Source organism: Streptomyces sp. NBC_00435, from assembly GCF_036014235.1.
Classification (GTDB): domain Bacteria; phylum Actinomycetota; class Actinomycetes; order Streptomycetales; family Streptomycetaceae; genus Streptomyces.
This window is the reverse complement of the sequence record NZ_CP107924.1, coordinates 7,676,830-7,696,662: the sequence shown is the minus strand read 5'-3', so window position 1 is coordinate 7,696,662 and position 19,833 is coordinate 7,676,830. Positions and strand designations below refer to the sequence as shown.

Here is a 19,833-nt window from a genome sequence, read left to right as displayed (position 1 = left end):
CACCGCACCGCATCCGGCCGGCCGGATGCTCCCCGCGGGGGCCCTCTAGTGCAGGGCGCCCAGGGCCTTGGTGAAGGCCAGCGGCTGCTGGAGGATCGAGCTGCAGGTCGCGTCGGCATAGGCCACGACCCCGGCAGGGCACTGCTTGTCGCGGGCCGCGGACCACATCGCCAGGCGGCCGATCCCCTTCGCGTTCGCGAAGTCCACGAGCTGGGCGGCGTCGGCGACGGTGAAGATCTCGCTCGTGACGTCGTTGACGCCGATCATCGGGGTGACCGCCACCGCCTTCCAGGCAGCCGCGTCCGAAAGCCCCAGCACGCCCTTGATCTGTGCCTGCGTGGCCGTGGCGGCCTGAATCGCGTACTGGCCCATGTCCCCGCTGTAGGCCGGCCCGTAGTCCATCGCCATGATGTTGACGCCGCTGATCCGCACGCCGGCCTTCTTCGCGTCGGCCAGCAGGACCACACCGGGCTGCGTGAGGCCCTCCGGCATCACGGGCAGGGTGAAGGCCACGTCCAGACCCGGGTGGGAGTTCTGCAGCAGGGCGACGGCCTGCGCGCGGCGGGCGTTCGCGGCGGTGTCCGGCAGGGCCGCGCCCTCGATGTCGAAGTCGACCTTGGTCAGCCGGTACTGGTCTATGACCTTGCCGTAGGCGGCGGCCAGTTCGTCCGCGGATCGGCAGTTCAGGGCCAGCTCGCTGCCGGCGGCGCCGCCGAAGGAGACCCGTACGTCCCCTCCCTTGGCCCGCAGGGCCCCGATCTGTGCGGCGACCCTGTCGCTCGCGAGGTCGGTGACGCCGCCCCACAGCGGGGCGCAGCCGCCGCCGGAGGTGACGAAGGCGAGGTGGAACTCCTTGACGCCGGTCCTGGCCGCCGTGTCGACCAGGTCGTAGGCCGGATAGAGGGAGGTGTCGACGTACGGGGCGAAACGCGCGCCGGCGGCCGGGGTCCCGGTCCCCGGCGGGGTCGTGGCGGTCGCGGTCGGGGAGGGCACGGCGGTCCGGGTCGGCTGCGCCGAGGGGGTGGGGGACGCGGGGGCGCCGGTGCTCGCCGTGGGCTTCGGGGTGGTGGTGGGGCGGCCGCCCGGCGGGGGCGTCGGGCCCTGGTCCACGGAGCACTTCGCCCCGTTGATCCGGCAGGCCGTCGGGTTGCCGGCGGCTCCGGACGTGCTCGTGGCGAAGCCGATCGTGACGGAGGCTCCCGCCGCGAGCTCCTTGTTCCACGCGGCGGGCTTGACGGTGACGTGCCGGCCGCTGACCGTGTGGACGCCGTTCCACAGGGAGTCGATCGTCGTGCCCGCGGGCAGGTCGAACTCCAGGGTCCATCCCGTCCGCGTCCGGTCCTTGTTGTTGGTGATCACGTAGTTGCCGGTGTAACCGCCGTTCCACGAGCTGGACTTCGTGTAGACGGCTCCGACGGAGGCCGCCTGCGCGGTTCCCGTGAACGCGAAGGCGGCCGCCGCGATCAGGACCGCCACCGCGGTCCCGCCCACGGCCTTCGCCCTCTTGCTCGTCCTGCGCCGGTGACCGGTGGTGGTGCCCATTGCGTGCCTGCCTCTGAATTGCCGGGGGTTCGGGTGCGGCAGCACGCTAGCCGCCCAGAAACGGACATTTGATCGATTCTAGGTGCCGTTCGCGAACCTTAGGTTCCACTTAAGGGAGCGATCGGGCGGCGTTAAGCTGTCCCGGCCGGTCAGCGGGCCGGGGTTCGCGGTCAGGACTCCCGGTACCGCCAAGTCCACTGGATGAACAGTCCGTTGATCTCCGGGGCGGACCCGGCCCGCGCCGCATATGCTCCCCGCGTACCTCAATGCGACATACGTCCGAACTCCCTCGCGAGCCGTAAGGGGACCGCCCCGTGAGTGTCAGAATTCAACCTTCCTCCCAGGTCGACGAGACGGCCGAACTCGGGGACGGAACCACGATCTGGGATCTGGCACAGGTCCGGGAGCAGGCCCGGCTCGGCCGCGACTGCATCGTGGGGCGCGGGGCGTACGTCGGGCCCGGCGTACGGATCGGGGACAACGTCAAACTCCAGAACTACGCGCTCGTCTACGAGCCCGCCGAACTCGGCGACGGGGTGTTCATCGGCCCCGCCGCGGTGCTCACCAACGACTTCTACCCGCGAGCCGTCGACCCCGACGGCAAGCAGAAGCGCGGCGGCGACTGGGAGGCCACCGGAGTGGTGGTGGCCGAGGGGGCCTCGCTCGGGGCCCGCTCGGTGTGCGTCGCGGGGGTACGGGTCGGCCGGTGGGCGCTGGTGGCCGCCGGCGCCGTCGTGTCCCGGGACGTGGCTGACTTCGCGCTCGTCGCCGGAGTGCCCGCGCGCCGCATCGGCTGGGTGGGCCGGGCCGGGGTCCGCCTGGTGGAGCGCGAGGGCGAACCAGGCGTATGGGAGTGCCCGCGCACCGGTGCCCTGCACGAGGAGACCGACGGAACGCTGTCCGAACTGACCTGACGCAACGTCGGCGATTTGGGTCAATGGCATTTCCTCAAAACCACAATCAACGAACATCCTTGGGCATACCTTGTCCCTGTACACGGGATCTGAGCAGGCAACAGGCTGTGTTCAGTGGGGGGTTGTACACGACGAGGGCATGACGCAAGAGGTGACGGCCGGCGCGCGAACGCGCCCGCCCGCCGCCTCTTGTCGCGCGTGCCCGGTCCGGGACGTAGCTGGAGGGGGATCCAGCGAGCGTGCCCGGGCGGTCCGCGCCTTCGGGGGATCACACCGCCGACAGGTGCGCCGTCATGCGCAGTCCCCTCCGCCGGACGACGACAGCCAGGTCTGTCCGAAGAGCGATCAGAGGGGGTAGGTGTGTTGGAGCCGTACAGCTCGGACATACGGAGAGCGCAGGACGAGCGGGGAACCAGGGTGGGGACCCGGTGACCGGCTCACGATTAGCAGCACTGGCCCACGAGGACCCGTCGTCGCACGCCCTCGCCGAGCGGCTGCTCGTGCTGGCCGAGGCGGGGCTGCCGCAGATGTACCTGCCGGAGGCGGAGACCTTCGTCTTCACCCGGGTCGGGACGGTCGCACCCAACGGCACCCGCCGTGTCGAGCGGCGCGGCACCAGCACCCGGTACGCGGCCATCACCGCGCTGGGGGCCCGGTTCCTGCCCGAGGAGCGGCAGCGGGCCGTCTTCGACGGCCGCAGCGCCGCCGAGTTCACGGCGCTCCTGGTGGAGCGGCTGCCCGCGGTGAAGAACCTCGGCGACGCCGCGCTCATCACTTGGGCCGCCGCCGCGACCGGCCATCCCAAGCTCGCGGACGCCGTCGCGAGGATGGCCGAACTGGACGTCCCCGGACGTCCGCAGTACACGGTGGAGGCCGCCTGGGTGCTCTCGGCGCTCACCGCCGCCCGCGCCGCCGTGGACGTCGAGTACCGGCTGGCGGCCGCCCGCGACCGCCTCCTGGCGTCCAGGGTCGGTGACAGTCCGCTGTTCCCGCACGCCACCACGCCGGGGCTGGTCCCCGGCTACCGCACCCACGTGGCCTGCTTCGCCGACCAGACCTACCCGATCCAGGCACTGGCCCGGCTGCACGCCAGCGGCCCGGACCCGAGGGCCCTCGCGGCCGCCGACGCCTGCGCCGCACGGATCTGCGCCCTGCAGGGGGACGGCGGCCAGTGGTGGTGGCACTACGACGCCCGCACGGGCGGCGTGGTGGAGGGGTACCCCGTCTACAGCGTGCACCAGCACGCCATGGCCCCGACGGCCCTCCTCGACCTCGCCGAGGCGGGCGGCACCGACTTCGGCACCCAGATCCGCCGCGGACTGCGCTGGATGACCGAGGTGCCCGAGATCAGCGGCCCCGACGGCACCACGCGCGAGCCGATGATCCTCGAGGAGTACGGGGTCACCTGGCGCAAGGTCTACCGCGGCGACCCCGCCAAGGCCGTCCGGGCGGCCCGCGGGCTCACCACCCGGGTGGCGCCCAGGGCCCGACTGGCACCGCTCGACCGGATCTTCCGCCCGCTGGCGGTGGACCGCGAGTGCCGGCCCTACGAGTTCGGCTGGCTCCTCCACGCCTGGCTCGGGGGGATCGGGGAATGAACCACAGACAAACCCAAAGACAGACCCTGTTCGGGGTCGCGCTCGACGCCCTGACCATGGACGAGACCGTGCGGCGCTGCCTGGATGCGGTCCGCCGCGGTGAACAGATCGAGATCGGCATGGTCAACGCCGCCAAGCTGGTCAACATGCGCCGCGACCCCCGCCTCGCCGCGGCCGTCGCCGGCTGCGACCTCGTACTGGCCGACGGCCAGGCCGTGGTGTGGGCCGGCCGGGTCCTCGGGGTCCGGCTGCCCGAACGGGTCGCGGGAATCGACCTGTTCATGCGGCTGCTGGCCGCCGCCGAGACCGCGGACGTACCCGTCTACCTGCTCGGCGCCCGCCAGGACGTACTGGATCTGATGCTCCGCCGGATCGAGCGGCAGTTCCCCGGCCTGCGCGTGGCCGGCAGCCGGAACGGCTACTTCGACGACTCCGAACAGGGCGGGGTCGCCGACGCCGTCGCGCACAGCGGTGCCCGGCTCCTGTTCCTCGGCATGACCTCGCCCAAGAAGGAGATCTTCACCGCCGGCTACGGCAAGCGCACCGGGGCCCACGTGGTGCACGGTGTCGGCGGCTCCTTCGACATCCTGGCCGGCATCACCAAGCGTGCCCCCCTGGTCTGGCAGCGCATGGGGCTCGAATGGTTCTACCGCACGCTCCAGGAACCGCGGCGCCTCGGGAAGCGCTACCTCACCACCAATGCTGCCTTCCTCCTCATGACGGTCCGGGAACTCATCCGGCGCACACCGTCTGCCGGTTCCGCGAACAGGAGTCACTGATGCGCGTCGTCGTCGTGGGTCAGGGTTACGTCGGACTTCCGCTGGCCATTCGGGCCGCGGAGGTCGGACACCAAGTAGTCGGGTACGACGTGGACACCCGGCGGGTCAAGAGCCTGGCCGCCGGCGAGTCGTACGTGGAGGACGTCTCCTCCGAACGGCTGAGCCGGGCACTGGAGCTGGGCACCTACCAGGCCAGCGATCTCGCCCGGGACTGCGGCGGCTTCGACGTCGCGGTCGTCACGGTCCCCACCCCCTTACAGGACGGCGCCCCCGACCTGCGCTACATCGAGGAGTCCGCGCACACCCTGGCCCGTTTCCTGCGGCCGGGTGCCACCGTCGTGCTGGAGTCCACCACCTACCCGGGTACCACCGAGGAGCTGTTCGGCCCGATCCTGGAGGACGGCTCGGGCCTCACCGCCGGCCAGGACTTCCACCTCGGCTACAGCCCCGAGCGGATCGACCCCGGCAACGCCGTCTGGGGGTTCCAGCAGACGCCCAAGGTCGTCTCCGGGGTGAACGCCGCCTCCCTCAAGGCCGTGGAGACCTTCTACGCGGGCCTCGTCGACACCACGGTGCCGGTGCGCTCCCCCAAGGAGGCCGAGCTCGCCAAGCTGCTGGAGAACACCTTCCGGCACGTGAACATCGCGCTGGTCAACGAGATAGCCATGTTCGCCAGGCACCTCGACATCGACGTGTGGCAGACCATCGAGGCCGCCTCCAGCAAGCCGTTCGGCTTCATGAAGTTCACCCCGGGCCCCGGCGTCGGCGGCCACTGCCTGCCCATCGACCCGTCGTACCTGTCGTGGCGGGTGCAGCGCGAACTCGGTCAGAACTTCCGCTTCGTGGAGCTGGCCAACGACATCAACAGCCACATGCCCGAGTACGTGGCGCGCCGCGTGATGGACTCGCTCAACGCCAAGCGCCGCTCGGTCAACGGCTCCCGGATCCTGCTCCTGGGGCTGGCGTACAAGAAGAACACCGGTGACGCCCGGGAGTCCCCGGCGGTACGCGTCTCGCAGCTGCTCCTCGACATGGGCGCCAAGGTCCGCGCGGCCGATCCCCACGTGGTGGAGAACATCAAGGTCGACGCCCGCCTCTCGCGGGTCGAGCCGACCCGCAAGGAGCTGGCCGCCGCCGACGTGGTCGTCCTGCTCACGGACCACGACTCCTTCGACTACGCGATGATCGCCGAGCACTCCTCGCTGATCCTCGACTGCCGCAACCGGCTGTCCGGACCCCGGGTGGAGGTGCTCTGATCCCATGACCCGCATCATCTGCGTGGCCGGGGCCCGGCCCAACTACATGAAGATCAAACCGGTGATGGACGCGCTGGAGCGGCGCGGCGCGGAGGTCGTCCTCGTCCACACCGGCCAGCACTACGACGAGTCGATGAACGACGTCTTCTTCCGTGACCTCGGCATCCGCTCCCCCGACCGGTACCTGGGCGCCGGCTCGGGAAGCCACGCGCAGCAGACCGGCCGGGTGATGGCCGCCTTCGAGCCGCTGCTCGACGAACTGGCCCCGGACGCGGTGGTGGTGGTCGGCGACATCAACTCCACCCTGGCCTGCGCCCTGGTCACCGCCAAGGCCGGCCCGCTGCTGGCCCACGTGGAGGCGGGCCTGCGCAGCCGGGACTGGAGCATGCCGGAGGAGGTCAACCGGGTCGCCACCGACCGGGTCAGCGACTACTTGCTGGCTCCTTCCCCCGACGCCGCGGTGAACCTGCGGGCGGAGGGGTACCGGGAGGACCAGATCCACGTCGTCGGCAACGTCATGATCGACACCCTGTTCGCCAATCTGGAACGGGCCAGGCGATCGGACGTCCTCGACCGGTACGGGCTCACCCGCGGCGGGTACGGTCTGGTCACCCTGCACCGGCCGGCCAACGTGGACGACCCGGACGCCCTGCGCGGCCTGCTCAAGGCCCTGGGCGAGATCGCCGGACGCTGCCCCCTGCTGCTGCCCGTGCACCCGCGGGCGGCCGAACGGCTGGCCGAACTCGGCGTACCCGGCGGCATCCGGCTGGTGCCGGCGGCCGGGTACCTCGATTTCATCGCCCTGCAGGACTCCGCCCGCGTGGTGCTCACCGACTCCGGGGGCATCCAGGAGGAGACCACCGCGCTGGGCGTGCCCTGTGTGACCCTCCGGGAGAACACCGAGCGCCCCATCACCGTCGAGGAGGGCACCAACGTCCTGGCGGGCACCGACCCGGACCGCATCACGGCCACGGTCGACCGGGTGCTCGACGACCCGCCCGCGCCCCGCTGCCCCGCACTCTGGGACGGCCGCGCGAGCGAGCGCATCGCCGATGTCCTGCTGGACGGCGGGACGGCGGCGACCCGGCCGCGGCCCACCGATCTCGTGCCGTAGCCCCCGGGACGGCGGCCGCAGGACGGCGCCGGGGCACGAGGACACCACCACCGCAAACACCGCAATGACAGGGCGGCGGCGCGTGCACACGACACGTCGCCGCCGCGAGGGGGAAAGACCATGGACCTCGCGGAGATCTGGCGGGTCATGCGCAGGCGCTGGTACGTACTGCTGCCCGGACTGCTGCTCACGGCCGCACTCATCACCGGCGTGTACCTGCTTGTCCCGGTGGAGTACCGGTCGCAGAGCACCGTGACGCTCCTGAACTCGAAGAAGGCCACGGTCGCCTTCGACGGCAACCCCTTCCTCAGTACCCAGGCCTCGCTCACCGGCATGGCCGACGGGCTGGCCCGCAACCTCAATTCCGACGACTCCAAGGCCGACCTGACCGCGCAGGGCCTCGTCGGGGAGTACGAGGCGAAGATCGCCGACAACGCCCAGGGGCCCTTCATGTGGCTGAGCGTCACCGGAACCGACCCGGCCGCCGTCCTGAAGTCGGACCAGATCTTCACGGCCTACGCCGAGAAGCGACTGCAGGAGTTCCAGGCCCAGCAGTCCGTGCAGCCGGAGGCAATGATCCGCATGGCGACGATCGTCCCGCCCCAGAAGCCCGAGGCCCAGACCAAGACCCGGCTCCAGTACCTCGTGATGGCCGGGGCCCTGGGCTTCGTACTCAGTCTGGTGGCCACGTTCTTCGTGGAGGCCCGCCGCCGCAAGGCCGGGAAGCCCGGACGGCGCCGGCCCCCGGCGCCGGACGCCGGGCCTGCCGAGGCCTCCGCGGCCGACGGGGGCCACGAAGGCGCCGGCGGCCGTGGCTCCACCGATCCCGCGTCCACCATGGCGCTCACCGTCCTGCCGGCCTCGGCCGCCCACCGTGCCAAGGGATCACCGTGACCGCCCCCGCGGCCGGTACGGGCACCCCGCCCGAGGCGGCCCCGCTGGGCCGCAAGGTCGGTGCCGCCGCTCGGTGGAGCCTGGTCAACACCGTGGTCATGCGCCTGGGCAACTTCGTCACCGGCATCATCCTGGCCCGCTTCTTCCTCGGTCCCGAGGCCTGGGGCGTGTACGGGATCGCCCAGACGGTGCTGCTGGTCCTGCTCTCCGCGAACGAACTCGGCGTCTCCCTCGCCCTGGTGCGCTGGGAGGGCGACCCGCGCCGCTTCGCCCCGACGGTCCTGACCCTGAGCGCCGCCTCCAGTTGTCTGCTCTACGCCGTCCTGTTCGCGGCCGCTCCGGCGGTTGCCCGGGTGCTCGGCTCCCCCGAGGCCGCCGGGGTGCTCCGGGTGATGTGCGTGTGCGTGGTCCTCGACGGGCTGGCGCAGGTGCCGGCCGGCTTCCTCACCCGCGAGTTCGCGCAGGGCCGACGGATGGCCGTCGACGCCCTCAACTTCGTCCTCAGCACTGCCGTGACCCTGCTGCTGGCCGTCCAGGGCTGGGGCGCGATGAGCTTCGCCTGGGGGTCCGTCGCGGGCAACGTGGCCGCCCTCGTCGGCTGCTGCCTCGCCGCGCCCGGCACCCTGAGGTTCGGCTGGGACCGGGAGCAGGCCCGGGCCCTGCTCCGGTTCGGACTCCCGCTCGCCGGAGCCAGCATGCTCGCCCTCGGCGTCGTCAACGTGGACACCATGGTGGTGGGTTCCGCCCTCGACCAGCTGGCCCTCGGTTTCTACGTGCTCGCCTTCAACATCTCCGGCTGGCCGGTCCGGATCATCTCGGAGGCGGCCCGCCGGGTCTCCTTCGCCGGGTTCTCCCGGCTCGCGGACACGCCGGGGGCGTTGGCCGGCGGTTTCGGCCGCGCGCTGGGCGTGGTGATGACGGGCACCGTCCCGCTGTGCGTCCTGCTGGCCTCCCTCGCCGCGCCGGTCGTCGGGCTCGTCTACGGTGAGCGCTGGCTGCCCGCCGCGGCCGCGCTGCCCTGGCTGATGGGGCTCGGGCTCGTCCGGATCGGCTGCGAACTGGCCTACGACTGCCTGGTGGCCATCGGCCGGCGCCGCTCCCTCATCGGGGTCCAGGCGCTGTGGCTCGTCGTCCTGGTGCCGGCCCTGGTGATCGGCGCCGGAGCGGGTGGCATCGTGGGTGTGGCACAGGGGCACGTCCTGGTCGCCGGAGCGGTCGTGGTCCCGGTGTTCCTCGTCGCGCTGCACCGCGGCGGCGTGGGTCTGCGGACCGTGGCCCGGGCCTGCGCCTGGCCCTTCCTCGGCGGCGCCGTGATGACTGCCGTGGTCCTCGGCCTGGAACGGCTCCTCGGCGACGGGGTCCTCGCGCTGCTCGCGACCGCGGTGGCCGGCGCCCTGTGCTACGGCCTGTGCGTACTGCCCAGCATCAGGTTCCTGCGCGGCTCCGCGGCCGCCGCCCCCGTCGTCCCCGCCGGCGCCAACGCGCCGGCCGGGGGGTAACGGCCGTGGCGCGCGGACGCAGGCGCCTGGTGGCCGCCGCTCGCGGGCCGAGGCGATTGCTCGCCGCGGCGCGCCGGCGCAAGCGGCTGGTGGCCGCTCTGGCGGTCGGGCTCCTGCTGGCCCTGGTGGCGGTGGTGTACCAGGCGGAGAGGACCGGGACCGGGACCCGCCCGAACGACGCCGGGTCCTGCCCGGAGGCGGCCCTCGTGTGCCCGGGCGGCGAACCGCCGGCCGACGAGGCCACGCCCGGTCCGTCCACCTCCTCGGCGGAGCCGTCCGCCACGGAGAGCCCGAGCCCGTCCCCCACGACGTCCCCCTCGTCCACGACTCCCCCGCCGTCGGGCAGCGCGCCCCCCTCGCAGGGCGGGCCCGGCTGCACCTCCTCCTCGCCCGGTGCCTGCGGGTTCCCGGACGCGCGCTCCACCGGGCCCCGGATCGCCCTGCAACGGCACGACACGGAGAACATGTCGGTCAAGACCGACGGCATGGTCATCAAGGGCTGGGACATCCACGGCTCGCTGGACGTGTACGCCAACGACGTCACCGTCATCGACAGCCGGATCACCTCCGCAAACTGGTGGGGGATCAATCTCCGTCCCGGCTTCAAGGGCCTGCGCGTCCTGCACACCACGATCACCGCCGTACCGGGCAAGGGACCCGACAACGGCGGTGTCGACTACGCGGTCTCCAACATGAGCGAGAGCTCCGTGGAGGTCGGCTGGTGCGACGTCTCGGTGTTCGGCAACGCCCTGTCCATGGGCCAGGGCGACCTGCACGACAACTACGTCCACGACATCGCCGCCTTCCGCAACCAGGGCGGCGAGTGGCAGCACACGGACGCCGTGATCAGCGGCGGCGGCAACAAGGGCCGGCTGACCGTGCGCCACAACACCCTGCTGAACGCGGTCCCGGTGGACCGGGGTGCCAGCGCGGCCCTCGGGCTCTTCGCCGACACCGGGGTGGTGTCCAACGTGGTCGTCGACCGCAACTGGCTGGCGGGCGGGGCGTACGCGCTCTACGGCGGCGGCCCCGGTGCCACGGGCATCCAGGTGACGGACAACGTGTTCTCCACCCAGTACCACCCGAACAGCGGGACCTACGGGCCGGTCGCCGCCTGGAACGCGGGCGACGCGGGCAACGTGTGGCGCGGAAACCGGATGAGTGACGGCCGCCCCGTCGTACCCGAACCGGCCCCCTGAGCACCGGGCCCGCGAGGGCCGGGCTTTCGAGGACCCCGCTCCCCACCATCGAGAGGACGACATGCGCCGCATCGCCCGGGCCCCCTGGGAGCTGCTCAAGCGGGCCTTCGGCTGGCTGGTGCTCTTCGAGGCCAGGAACAAGCTTCTGCTCGCCCCTTCCGCCGTACGGCTGCGCCGGATCGAGGACGCCGAGACCCTGCGGCTCGCCGCCCTCCTGGGGAGTCCGCCGGCCGCTCTGGTCGCCACCGTGATCGCCACCCACCGGCGCCCCGAGGCCCTGCGCGCGGCGGTCCGCTCGGCCCTGGCGCAGACCGTGGACGACCAGGTGGTCCTCGTCGTGGACGACGGGGCGGGACTGCCCGAACTGCCTCCGGATCCAAGGCTCTTCGCGGTTTCCCTGGCCCGCAACACCGCCACGGCCGGGGTCGTGCGCAACGTCGGGATACGGCTGAGCCGCTCGCGGTACGTGGCCTTCCTGGACGACGACAACCTGTGGGAGCCGGACCACCTGGAGCAGGCCCTCACCGTGCTGGAGGCGCCGGGCGGACCGGACGCCGTGTACACCGCGCTGCGCAGGATGCTGCCCGACGGGTCCCAGCGGGACGTGCTGTCGGTGGCCTTCGACCGCCGCCGGGCCGCCCACGAGGCCTTCCTCGACACCAACGCCTTCGTGGCGCGCCGCACCCGGTCGCTGTACTTCAGCCGGCTGCGCCGCACCCCCGAGGTCCTGCCCCGTGAGGACTGGGAGCTCGTGCGCCGCTACAGCCGCCGCCACGAGGTCCGGCACCTGCCTCGTCCCACCGTCCGCTACCTGGTCAACCCGGAGAGCTTCTACACCGCCTGGGACGGGCCGGCGCCCTCCGGGTCCGCGTCCTCGTGACGGCCGGTCCGGATCAGGGCCCGGGGGTGGCGCGGAGCGCGGAGGGGGTGACCAGGGCCCGGGCGGCCGCCAGGCTCGCCCGGCGGCCGAGCGCGGCCCGCGAGGTCTCCCGCAGCAGCACGGCCGCACGGAACGCGGCGGTCGCGGCCGCCGAGTGCCGGCGGCCGTACAGGCGTACGCGGTTGAGGGTCAGCAGGGTCCACAGGCGCGGGGACACCTGCGAGTCCCCGCCGAGGTGGACGGCCGAGGCCGCGGGTTCGAGCCGGGTGAGGTAGCCCCGGTCACCGGCGCGCAGGCAGTACTCGGTCTCCTCCGAGTACAGGAAGAACGATTCGTCCCAGGGGCCGCAGGCGTCCAGGCACTCCCGGGAGAGCGCCATCAGTGCCCCGGTCGCCCAGTCGGCCACCGTCGGACGCGCGTAGGCGGCCGGATCGGTGACCAGCTCGCTCCACCGGGGGAAGCGGCCCGCGCGGCGGTTGCCGATGACCGCCTCGCCCAGGGCGCGCGTCACCCGCGACTCCCGGCGCAGCGAGTGGTGGAGCGTCCCGTCCTCCTCGTACAGCAGCGGGACGCTGATCCCGACCCGGCCGCCGCCCTCCACCGGGGTGCCGAGCGCGTCCACGACGCGTTCCGCGCAGCCCCGCCGCATCCGGATGTCCGGATTGCACACCAGGGCTGCGCGGAAACCGCCCTCCCATCCGGCCGCGGCCTCGAGGGCCGCGTTCACCCCGGCGGCGTAGCCGGCGTTGCGGCCGGTCTGGACGACCGTGGCCTGCGGGGCCAGCGAACGGATCAGCTCCACCGTGTCGTCGGCGGAGTCGTTGTCGGCGACGACCAGGCGCCAGTCGAGCCCCGCCATCCCCTCCGGCAGGGCGGCCAGGAAACCGGGTATCACCCGGGCGCTGTTCCAGGTGACGACGAGAACGGCTACGGGACCGGCTGCGCCCGCTCCGGCCTGCGGGTCGGGGTGACGGTCTGCCGGGGGCTGGGAAGGCACGGGGACTCCACGGTTGGGGGCTCGGGCGCGGCGCGCCGGATGAAGCCGAGGTAACTGCCCCCGGCGGCGATCGTCAGGAAGAACATCCCGGCGAACATCGGGAAGCTGAGGGCGTCGAAGGTGGCGGCGCTGACCAGGGCCACGAGGGCCGAGGCGAAGAACGCCTGGCCGAGCTCCCGGTCTGACTCGTCGGCGGCCAGGCGGCGGATGGCGCCGCCCTGGTGGATTCCGGTGAGGAACAACGCCACCAGCGCGACCAGTCCCAGCAGGCCCATCTCCGCCAGGGTCAGCATGTACTGGTTGTCGGTGAAGAAGTAGAGGTCCGGTGTGAAGGTGCCCAGGCCCCTTCCGAACAGCGGTCGCTCCTCCAAGTAGGGAACGATCGCGCTGTACTTGACGGTGCGGGCCTGGGTGCTGCTGTCGGAGTTGGACACGAAGGACGCGAAGAGTGTGGTGATCGTGCCGATCAGCCCCGGAACGAGGACCTTGAAGACGGCCACGGAGCCGAGCAGCATGCCGAAGGTGGTCCAGCGGCGCTGCGGCTTCCACCTCGGCACCATCACCAGCACCACGATGAGCGCTCCGATGATGGAGGTCCGCGACACCGTCAGCGGCAGCGCTCCGCCCATCAGCGCCACCGGGGCCCAGCGGCGCCAGCGGCTCAGCTGCGCGCGGACGGGATCGAAGGCCTGCTGCACGGCGAAGGGCAGCATCAGGGCCAGCATGCCGCCGAACTCCAGAGGTTGCGCCGTGGTGGAGCGCGGCCTGGTGAACGCCCCGCGGTCCAGGGTGGTGATCTGCGCGACGCTCGACTGGAGCCCCGGGATGCTGATCTTCTCGGCGATGTTCGCCGCGGTGAAGAAGTCGTAGTAGCCGATGGCGGCGACCACCGCCCCCATCACGACGGCCCGCCGCAGCAGGACGTCCAGGCGTGCCCGGTCCTGGATGCCGGCGGAGATCAGCACCACCAGCGACACCCAGACGAGCAGTCCGATCAGGCCCCGGTCGGCTCCCAGTACTTCCTTGTGCGAGCTGCCCCGGGAGGCGTTGGCGAGGTAGGAGGCCAGGACCGATACGGCGAGCAGCCACATCGCGATCCTGGGCAGCCGGGTGCCCGCGGCCGGTCGGATGCCTCCGGTCAGCCAGGTCGCCAGGTACCAGAACAGGCCGAGGAGGGCGAAGACGTTGGCCGGGGTGCCCACGCCTCCCAGGCCTGGCAGGGTCAGGTTCGAGGGGATGAAGAAGGCCAGCCCCAGGTAGCCGGTGAGCAGCGCGGTGGCGTCCAGCTGCCGTGCCCTGGGCCGCCTGCGCACGCGCGTGTCCGCCGCACCGGCCCCGGCCTCGGCCTCGCGCCTGCGGCGGCGCGCCGCCATCAGGCTCTCCACCACGAAGGAGGCGGTGAACCCCGCGACCAGGCCTGCGATGACGACGGCCAGCACCTGCTGGTAGCGGGCCTTGAGCTGTGGCTTGGGGGTCTGCGGCAGTACGACGGGGGCCGTCTGCACGAAGTACGCGGGCTGTACCTTGGCCGCCGCCTGGAGCGCGTTGAGCTGTTCTCCGGCGAAGGCCGTGAGCGTGCTGGTCTCCTTGAGCACGTTGGCCCGGTTGGTTCCCGTTACGGTTAACGTGAGCATCGGGCCGGAGGCGTTCGCGGCGAAGCCGACCGTGTAGGGGTCGGTCACTCCGAGGCCGTGCAGGTCCCGTGCCGCGTCCGCTCCCGACAGGGTCCTGATCAGTACGTCGGCGGTCACCACCAGCGAACCGCCCGCGTTCGAGATGGGGTTGCCGAAGGTGGGGGCCAGCTGGGCCACGGCGGTGGAGTCGAGCAGCGCCACCGAGCTCTGCGACTGGTACGACACCGGCACGGACTGGTACAGCTGCACGCCCGCGAGGAGTCCGATCATCGTCAGGGGCACCATCACGTACCAGCGGCGCCGCAACACCGCGCCTATCTCACCGATGTTCACGAACGACCCCTCGCGACTGCCGGAACCAATGGCGTGCCGCCCCGCGTCCTGGGAAGATCGAACACGACGGAAGGAAACCCGTGTCGCCTGGTGAGTTGTTCCGCACGCTGCGCCGCCGCTGGTACGTGCTGGTCCTGGCGGCAGTGCTGGCGGCCGCCGGGGCGCTCCAGGTGCTCCGCCCGACCCGGACGTACGTGAGCACCGCGATCGTCGTCCTGAAGCCGCCGGTGACGAGCAACCAGCCGAACCAGCTGGCCAATCTGCAGCCCCCGCTGGCCGCCGTCTCCTTCGCCGCCGTCGAGCAGCTGGACTCCCCCGACGGGGAGGCCGAACTGCGCGCGGCCGGGGTCGTGGGCACCTACCGGCTGATCCCGCGCAACAGCGGCACCAGCGTCACCCCGCGCTACCTGATCCCCTCGCTCCAGGTCCAGGCGGAGCACACGGACGCCGCCGCGGCCGACCGGTCGGTGACGCAGGTGGTGGAGGTCTACGGCAAGCACGTCGCGGACATGCAGGCCGAGCAGAAGATCCCGATGGCGGCCCGGATGAGCGTGATTCTCCTCGTACCGCCGGCCGCGGTCGCGCAGACGAGTACCAAGAGCCGCGGGCTGGCCGGGACGGCGCTGCTGGCGTTGGTCACGGGGGTGGCCGGGGCCCTGTGGGCGGACCAGTTCCTGACCGGCCGCAGCCGGCGCCGGCGCGAACGCGCGGACGCCGGCCAGCGGGAGCCGGACGGGAGCCCCGTGCCGGTGGCCGCGGCGGCCCGCTGAATCAGCGGACCGCCGGACCGGTAGCGCCCCGGGGGCGGGGCGGTGGTGCGATTCCATCAGATCCCTCGACGCTTCCAGGACTGCCACCAGAGCCACTCGCGCCCCCGGTCGGCGACGGCCGAGAGCACCAGCGGCTGGAGGTACGGCATCACGCGGGCCCCGATCCGCCGGCGCCGGCGCAGCGCACCGTACTCGGCGAGCGAGGTGTACCGCGGAAGGCATTCGGCGGCGAAGGCCTCCAGCTCCGCGACCGGCACCACCTCGGTGCGCCCCCGGTCGTACGCCCGGTAGGCGCGCCGCAGCGCGTACCGGGCGAGCCGGGTGCGCGCCGCAGTCGACAGCCGGCCGGCTTCCGGGAGCAGGTCGCCGCACTTCTCCAGTACGGAGTCGAAGGCGACGAGGCGCTGGCGCAGGTCGTCGAGCTGCCCGCCGAAGTCCGTGGTGGACATGTTGTTGCCGTGGACCCGGTAGAAGGCCTGGTCGGCCCCCCGGACATACCCCACGTCGGCGTGGGCGGCGAGCCGCATCCACATCTCGATGTCCCCGGCGTGCGGAAGCTCCGGGTCGTAGCCCCCGACCTTGCGCTGGAGGCTGGTGCGCACGACCACCTCGGGTGAGGTGATGCACCCGGTGCCCTCCCGGAAGCGCCGCTCCAACCACCACCGTCCCGGGTAGACCACCGACCCGGTGCCGTGCGTGCGGGCCGCCGGAAGCGGTCCGCCGTGCTGGAACCGCAGCGGCCTGCCGTAGGCGAACCCGGCCTCCGGGTGGGCGTCGAGCAGGGCCGCGGCGCGCACCAGGGCGCCCGGGACCAGCCGGTCGTCGGCGGAGAGCAGGGCGACGTAGTCCCCGTCGGCCCACTCCAGCAGACCCTCGTTGTAGGTGGCGATGTGGCCCTGGTTGCGCTCGTGGACGCGCACCTCGATCCGGGGGTCGGCGGCCGCGAGGGCGCGCGCGACCTCCGCCGAGTCGTCGGGTGAGGCGTCGTCGATGATCAGTACCCGGACGTCGACCCCCTCCTGCTCGTCCAGGACGCTCTTGACGCAGTCGGCCAGGAAATGGCCGTACTTGTAGCAGGGGATCACCACGCTGACGGTGCTCACTGCCCGGACACCTCCGTCGACCCCTCCGTGAGGCCGGCGGGCATCGTGGTGGTGAACACCGGTCCGACCCAGTAGTTCACCGAGCCGAAGGTGTTGTTGGGGAAGTCCGTGCCGGCCCCGTACTTGTAGAGTCCGTTGCCCGTGCCGGCGCTGCCGCCGTCCGCCGGGGCCACCAGCGGGTAGGAGCGGTGCGCGCTGGTGAAGTACCCGCCGTCCACCGAGTACTTGCCGTTCGGCGCGTGGTACGAGGCCACGTACTCGGTGTTCGCGGTGATGGCGACGGGTGTGGCGAAGTGGAGCTGCTGCCACCCGGACAGGGTCTCGCTGCCGAAGGTGCCGGTGGCCAGGAGCGTGCCGGAGGCCGACCAGAGGCTGCCGGTGTGCGTGCCCGTGTTCCCGGGACCCTTGTAGAAGGTGATGCCGGTGACGTAGCCGCCGACCGTGGACAGGAAGCGGGTGCCCAGCTCGACGGAGTTGGTGTCGTCGCCGACGTTGGCGGTGGTCGGCGCGGCGGTGGGTCCCCACAGGGTGCAGGGGCAGTTCACGGCGGGCGGGGTCGTGCTGGTGGTGAAGGTCCAGGTGACCGGCGCGGCCATGGCGTTGCCCCACAGGTCCTCGGCCTTCACCGATGCCGTGTAGGTGGTGTTCAGCAGCAGCTCGGTGGACGGGGTGAAGGCCGCGCTGTTGGAGGCTTCGAGGACCTTGCTGCCCGGGACGGTGGCGCCGCCGGGGTCCTTGACGGTGAACACGAGGGTGTCGACGTCCACCGCGGTGCTGAAGGTGGCTTTCACCGCAGCGGTGATCGCGGTACCGGTCGCCGCGGACTGCGGTGAGGTCGAGGTGACGGTCGGCGGCACCGTGCTCGCGGTGGCGGTGTCCAGGACCGCGTCCACCCAGTAGTTGCTGCCCGCGGAGGCCGTGGCCGGGAAACCGCCCGTGCCGCTGTAGCGGTAGACGCCGTTGCCGCCGTCGGTGCCGTTCTTCAGCGCGGTCAGCGGGGCCAGTCCCGCGTCGGAGGAGGCGAAGGTGGTGTCGAAGGAGTATCCGCCGTTGGGGGCGAAGTAGGAGGCTACGTAGGTGGTGTTGGCCTTGACGGGGACCGGTGAGGAGAAGTTCAGCTGCTGCCAGCCGGACGCCGTCTCGTTGGTGAAGGTGCCCGTGGCCAGGCGCTGTCCGGAGCTGCTCCACAGGCTGCCGGTGTGGGTGCCGGTGTTGGCCGGCGACTTGTAGAACCGGACGCCCGTGATCGAACCGGGCGCCGAGGAACGGATCTTCACGCCGAGCTCGACGGCGCTGCCGTCACCCGCGTTGACGGTGCCGGGCACGGCCGCGGCCGGCCAGACGGTGCAGGGGCACTGCTGGGGACCCACGGTCAGCGGCACGGTGGTGGTGGCGCCGATGTTGACGCTGTCGTCGACCGCGCGGACCTTGATCTGCGCGGCGCCGGGGACGGTCGGGGTCCACTTGTAGCTCCAGGATCCGATGCCCGTGGTCGCCTTCCAGGTGGTTCCGCCGTCCGTGGAGACCTCCACGCGGGCCACGACTCCGCCGCCGCTGTCGGCCGAGGTGCCGGTGATGGTCACCGGGCGCAGCGCGGGCACCGTCGCGTTCGCCGCGGGGCTGGTCACGGTGATGACCGGGCCCGTGGTGTCCGTGGAGGTGCTCGCCACGACCAGGTTGCTCTGCAGGGACTTGGGCTGGACGCCCATGTCGGCGAAGACGTTCACCGTCGCCTGCTGCATCCGCTTGTCCTCGGTGACCACCGCGTCGTCCGGGTTGCCCGTCGGCATGTTGGTCAGGCCCCAGGACCACTGCACGGTGCCCGCGCCGAAGACCAGGGCGCGCGAGGTCTGGTCACGGAAGGCGACCAGGCTGTGCGTCGCGGTCCCGTTCCCGTACGTGTTCCCGTAGTCGAGGCGGTACTTGCCGTCGTTGATGTCCACCGTGGTGGACGACAGGGCTATCTGCCCGGCCGGGCGCGCGGCGTCCTCCACGTCGCTGTCCCACTCGTAGCCGAGGGTGCCGACGGGGAAGGTGGCCGTCTGGGCTGGGGTCAGGTTGGCGACGGTGGTGTTCCTCCACAGCCGCATCTTGGCGAAGGCTCCGGGCACGGTGATCGCGTCGCTCCGGTAGCCGTTCACGCTGAACAGGGAGCCGGTCACCTGGTTCTGCGGCTGGAAGGGCCGCCCGTTCGTGGCACTGGCCGGGTCCATGAAGGTGCCCGTCCAGATGCCGCTCGGGTCGGGGATGCCGTTGGGCTGCGGGAAGGAGAGCTTGGTCTCCTTGTAGCAGACCAGCGTCCGGTTGGCCGTGTTGGCGCCGTCGATGCTGGGGGCGAGGCGGGTCTTCCAGAAGACCTCGTTGCCGCTGAAGTACGTCTGGTTGACGCCCGCGTGACGGGCGTTCAGGGCGTTCGTGAACTGGTCCTGGGTCCAGTACTCGTCGTGTCCGGAGGACATGAACACCTTGTGGTTCTGCAGCTGGGTGGCGCCCTTGGTCGACATGTCGATCCCGGACATGTAGCTGACGTCGTACCCGTTGCGTTCCAGCCAGGAGATCATCTGGTACTCGGACCCGTAGATCCCGTTCTCCCCGCCGATGTCCATCGGCCGGTTGTAACTGACCTCGTACGCACGGCCGTCGGGCGCGGGCCCGCCGCCGTCGTACAGGTCCTGGCCGCCGTAGTTGTTGTACGCCTGCCAGGTCTGGTCGCTCGTCTGGACGACGATGTCGGAGTGGCTGGAGTCGTTGCGGACCACGAACGGATAGGGCATCACGCCGTTGCCGTCCGCCTGGTCGAAGTTGACCACGTACAGGCCGGAGACCGCGTCCGAGGGCACGGTCCACGTCGCGGTGACGGGCCAGTTTCCGCAGTCGACCAGGCCTGTGGAGGCCTTGGTGGTGCAGCTGTGCGGGCTGCCGCCCGGGGCGAAGTTCGCCGGGTAGGTCTGGGCGGCCTGGGCCGCGGTCGACATCAGCCGCGCCCCGTCACCCCCGTAGTGGCCCAGCCGGTAGACCGACACCTTGTAGGGGGTCGGCGACTGGATCTTGAACTGCACGGTGTCGCCCGTCTGGACGCTCATCTGGGCGCTGAAACCCTTGATGTCCCCGTAGGCGCTCGGCGCGAACCAGTCGGACATCGGTGTGCCCGTCTTGGAGTTCTCGCACACGATCGGGTTCGAGCCGGCGCCGCACGGATCCGCCGCTGCCGCCACCACCGACGGCGGGAGTACCGCCGCCATCAAGGCCGCGACCACGGTGAAGAGTCCGTACCGCAGCAGCCTTGTCCGTCTGTTCATCCGGAACCTCATCTGAGAGTGG

The 19,833-nt window shown here is 71.8% G+C and carries 15 protein-coding genes; 10 read left to right on the top strand and 5 right to left on the bottom strand.

Annotation, left to right across the window (positions count from 1 at the left end):
- Positions 1–45 precede the first annotated feature (45 nt).
- Positions 46–1,542, bottom strand: coding sequence for a cellulose binding domain-containing protein (locus OG389_RS34680; RefSeq protein WP_328303049.1), 1,497 nt, complete (start codon positions 1,540–1,542; stop codon positions 46–48).
- Between the two features lie 314 nt (positions 1,543–1,856).
- Between OG389_RS34680 and OG389_RS34675 the strand changes: the two genes are divergently transcribed.
- From OG389_RS34675 to OG389_RS34635, 9 genes are all read left to right on the top strand, one after another.
- On the top strand, positions 1,857–2,456 hold the full coding sequence (locus OG389_RS34675; RefSeq protein ID WP_328303047.1) for an acyltransferase: 600 nt from the start codon (positions 1,857–1,859) through the stop codon (positions 2,454–2,456).
- Between the two features lie 428 nt (positions 2,457–2,884).
- Positions 2,885–4,054 carry a hypothetical protein gene (locus OG389_RS34670; protein ID WP_328303045.1) on the top strand — a complete coding sequence of 390 codons (1,170 nt, stop codon included), beginning with the start codon at positions 2,885–2,887 and terminating at the stop codon, positions 4,052–4,054.
- Positions 4,051–4,833 carry a WecB/TagA/CpsF family glycosyltransferase gene (locus tag OG389_RS34665; RefSeq protein WP_328303043.1) on the top strand — a complete coding sequence of 261 codons (783 nt, stop codon included), beginning with the start codon at positions 4,051–4,053 and terminating at the stop codon, positions 4,831–4,833. Before OG389_RS34670 ends, OG389_RS34665 begins: the two co-directional genes overlap by 4 nt.
- Entirely contained in the window at positions 4,833–6,089 is a 1,257-nt protein-coding gene (locus tag OG389_RS34660) for a nucleotide sugar dehydrogenase (protein ID WP_328303041.1), read from the top strand. The genes OG389_RS34665 and OG389_RS34660 overlap by 1 nt, the downstream gene beginning before the upstream one ends.
- A 4-nt stretch (positions 6,090–6,093) precedes the next feature.
- Entirely contained in the window at positions 6,094–7,203 is a 1,110-nt protein-coding gene (wecB, locus tag OG389_RS34655; protein ID WP_328303039.1) for a non-hydrolyzing UDP-N-acetylglucosamine 2-epimerase, read from the top strand.
- A 120-nt stretch (positions 7,204–7,323) separates the two neighbouring features.
- Positions 7,324–8,097 (top strand): chain length determinant protein, encoded by a 774-nt coding sequence (locus OG389_RS34650; protein ID WP_328303037.1) that lies wholly within the window; start codon positions 7,324–7,326, stop codon positions 8,095–8,097.
- The gene (locus OG389_RS34645) at positions 8,094–9,596 is read left to right on the top strand and encodes an oligosaccharide flippase family protein (RefSeq protein ID WP_328303035.1); all 1,503 of its coding nucleotides are present in this window, start codon (positions 8,094–8,096) and stop codon (positions 9,594–9,596) included. The genes OG389_RS34650 and OG389_RS34645 overlap by 4 nt, the downstream gene beginning before the upstream one ends.
- Before the next feature lie 5 nt (positions 9,597–9,601).
- Positions 9,602–10,795, top strand: coding sequence for a hypothetical protein (locus OG389_RS34640; RefSeq protein WP_328303033.1), 1,194 nt, complete (start codon positions 9,602–9,604; stop codon positions 10,793–10,795).
- A gap of 61 nt (positions 10,796–10,856) precedes the next feature.
- Positions 10,857–11,675 (top strand): glycosyltransferase family 2 protein, encoded by an 819-nt coding sequence (locus tag OG389_RS34635; protein WP_328303031.1) that lies wholly within the window; start codon positions 10,857–10,859, stop codon positions 11,673–11,675.
- Between the two features lie 13 nt (positions 11,676–11,688).
- On the opposite strand, the gene OG389_RS34630 is transcribed toward OG389_RS34635, so the two are convergent.
- The gene (locus OG389_RS34630; protein WP_328303029.1) at positions 11,689–12,672 is read right to left on the bottom strand and encodes a glycosyltransferase family 2 protein; all 984 of its coding nucleotides are present in this window, start codon (positions 12,670–12,672) and stop codon (positions 11,689–11,691) included.
- Complete coding sequence (locus tag OG389_RS34625; protein ID WP_328303027.1) at positions 12,603–14,639, bottom strand: O-antigen ligase family protein; 2,037 nt, start codon at positions 14,637–14,639, stop codon at positions 12,603–12,605. The genes OG389_RS34630 and OG389_RS34625 overlap by 70 nt, the downstream gene beginning before the upstream one ends.
- 80 nt (positions 14,640–14,719) lie before the next feature.
- On the opposite strand from OG389_RS34625, the gene OG389_RS34620 reads away from it, so the two are divergent.
- The gene (locus OG389_RS34620; protein ID WP_328303025.1) at positions 14,720–15,409 is read left to right on the top strand and encodes a hypothetical protein; all 690 of its coding nucleotides are present in this window, start codon (positions 14,720–14,722) and stop codon (positions 15,407–15,409) included.
- Positions 15,410–15,465: 56 nt separating this feature from the next.
- Here OG389_RS34620 and OG389_RS34615 read toward each other — a convergent pair whose 3' ends face one another.
- Both OG389_RS34615 and OG389_RS34610 read right to left on the bottom strand, forming a co-directional pair.
- Complete coding sequence (locus OG389_RS34615) at positions 15,466–16,512, bottom strand: glycosyltransferase (protein WP_328303023.1); 1,047 nt, start codon at positions 16,510–16,512, stop codon at positions 15,466–15,468.
- Positions 16,509–19,811, bottom strand: a complete 3,303-nt coding sequence (locus OG389_RS34610) for a DUF4082 domain-containing protein (RefSeq protein WP_328303021.1) — start codon at positions 19,809–19,811, stop codon at positions 16,509–16,511. Before OG389_RS34610 ends, OG389_RS34615 begins: the two co-directional genes overlap by 4 nt.
- Between the last annotated feature and the right edge of the window lie 22 nt (positions 19,812–19,833).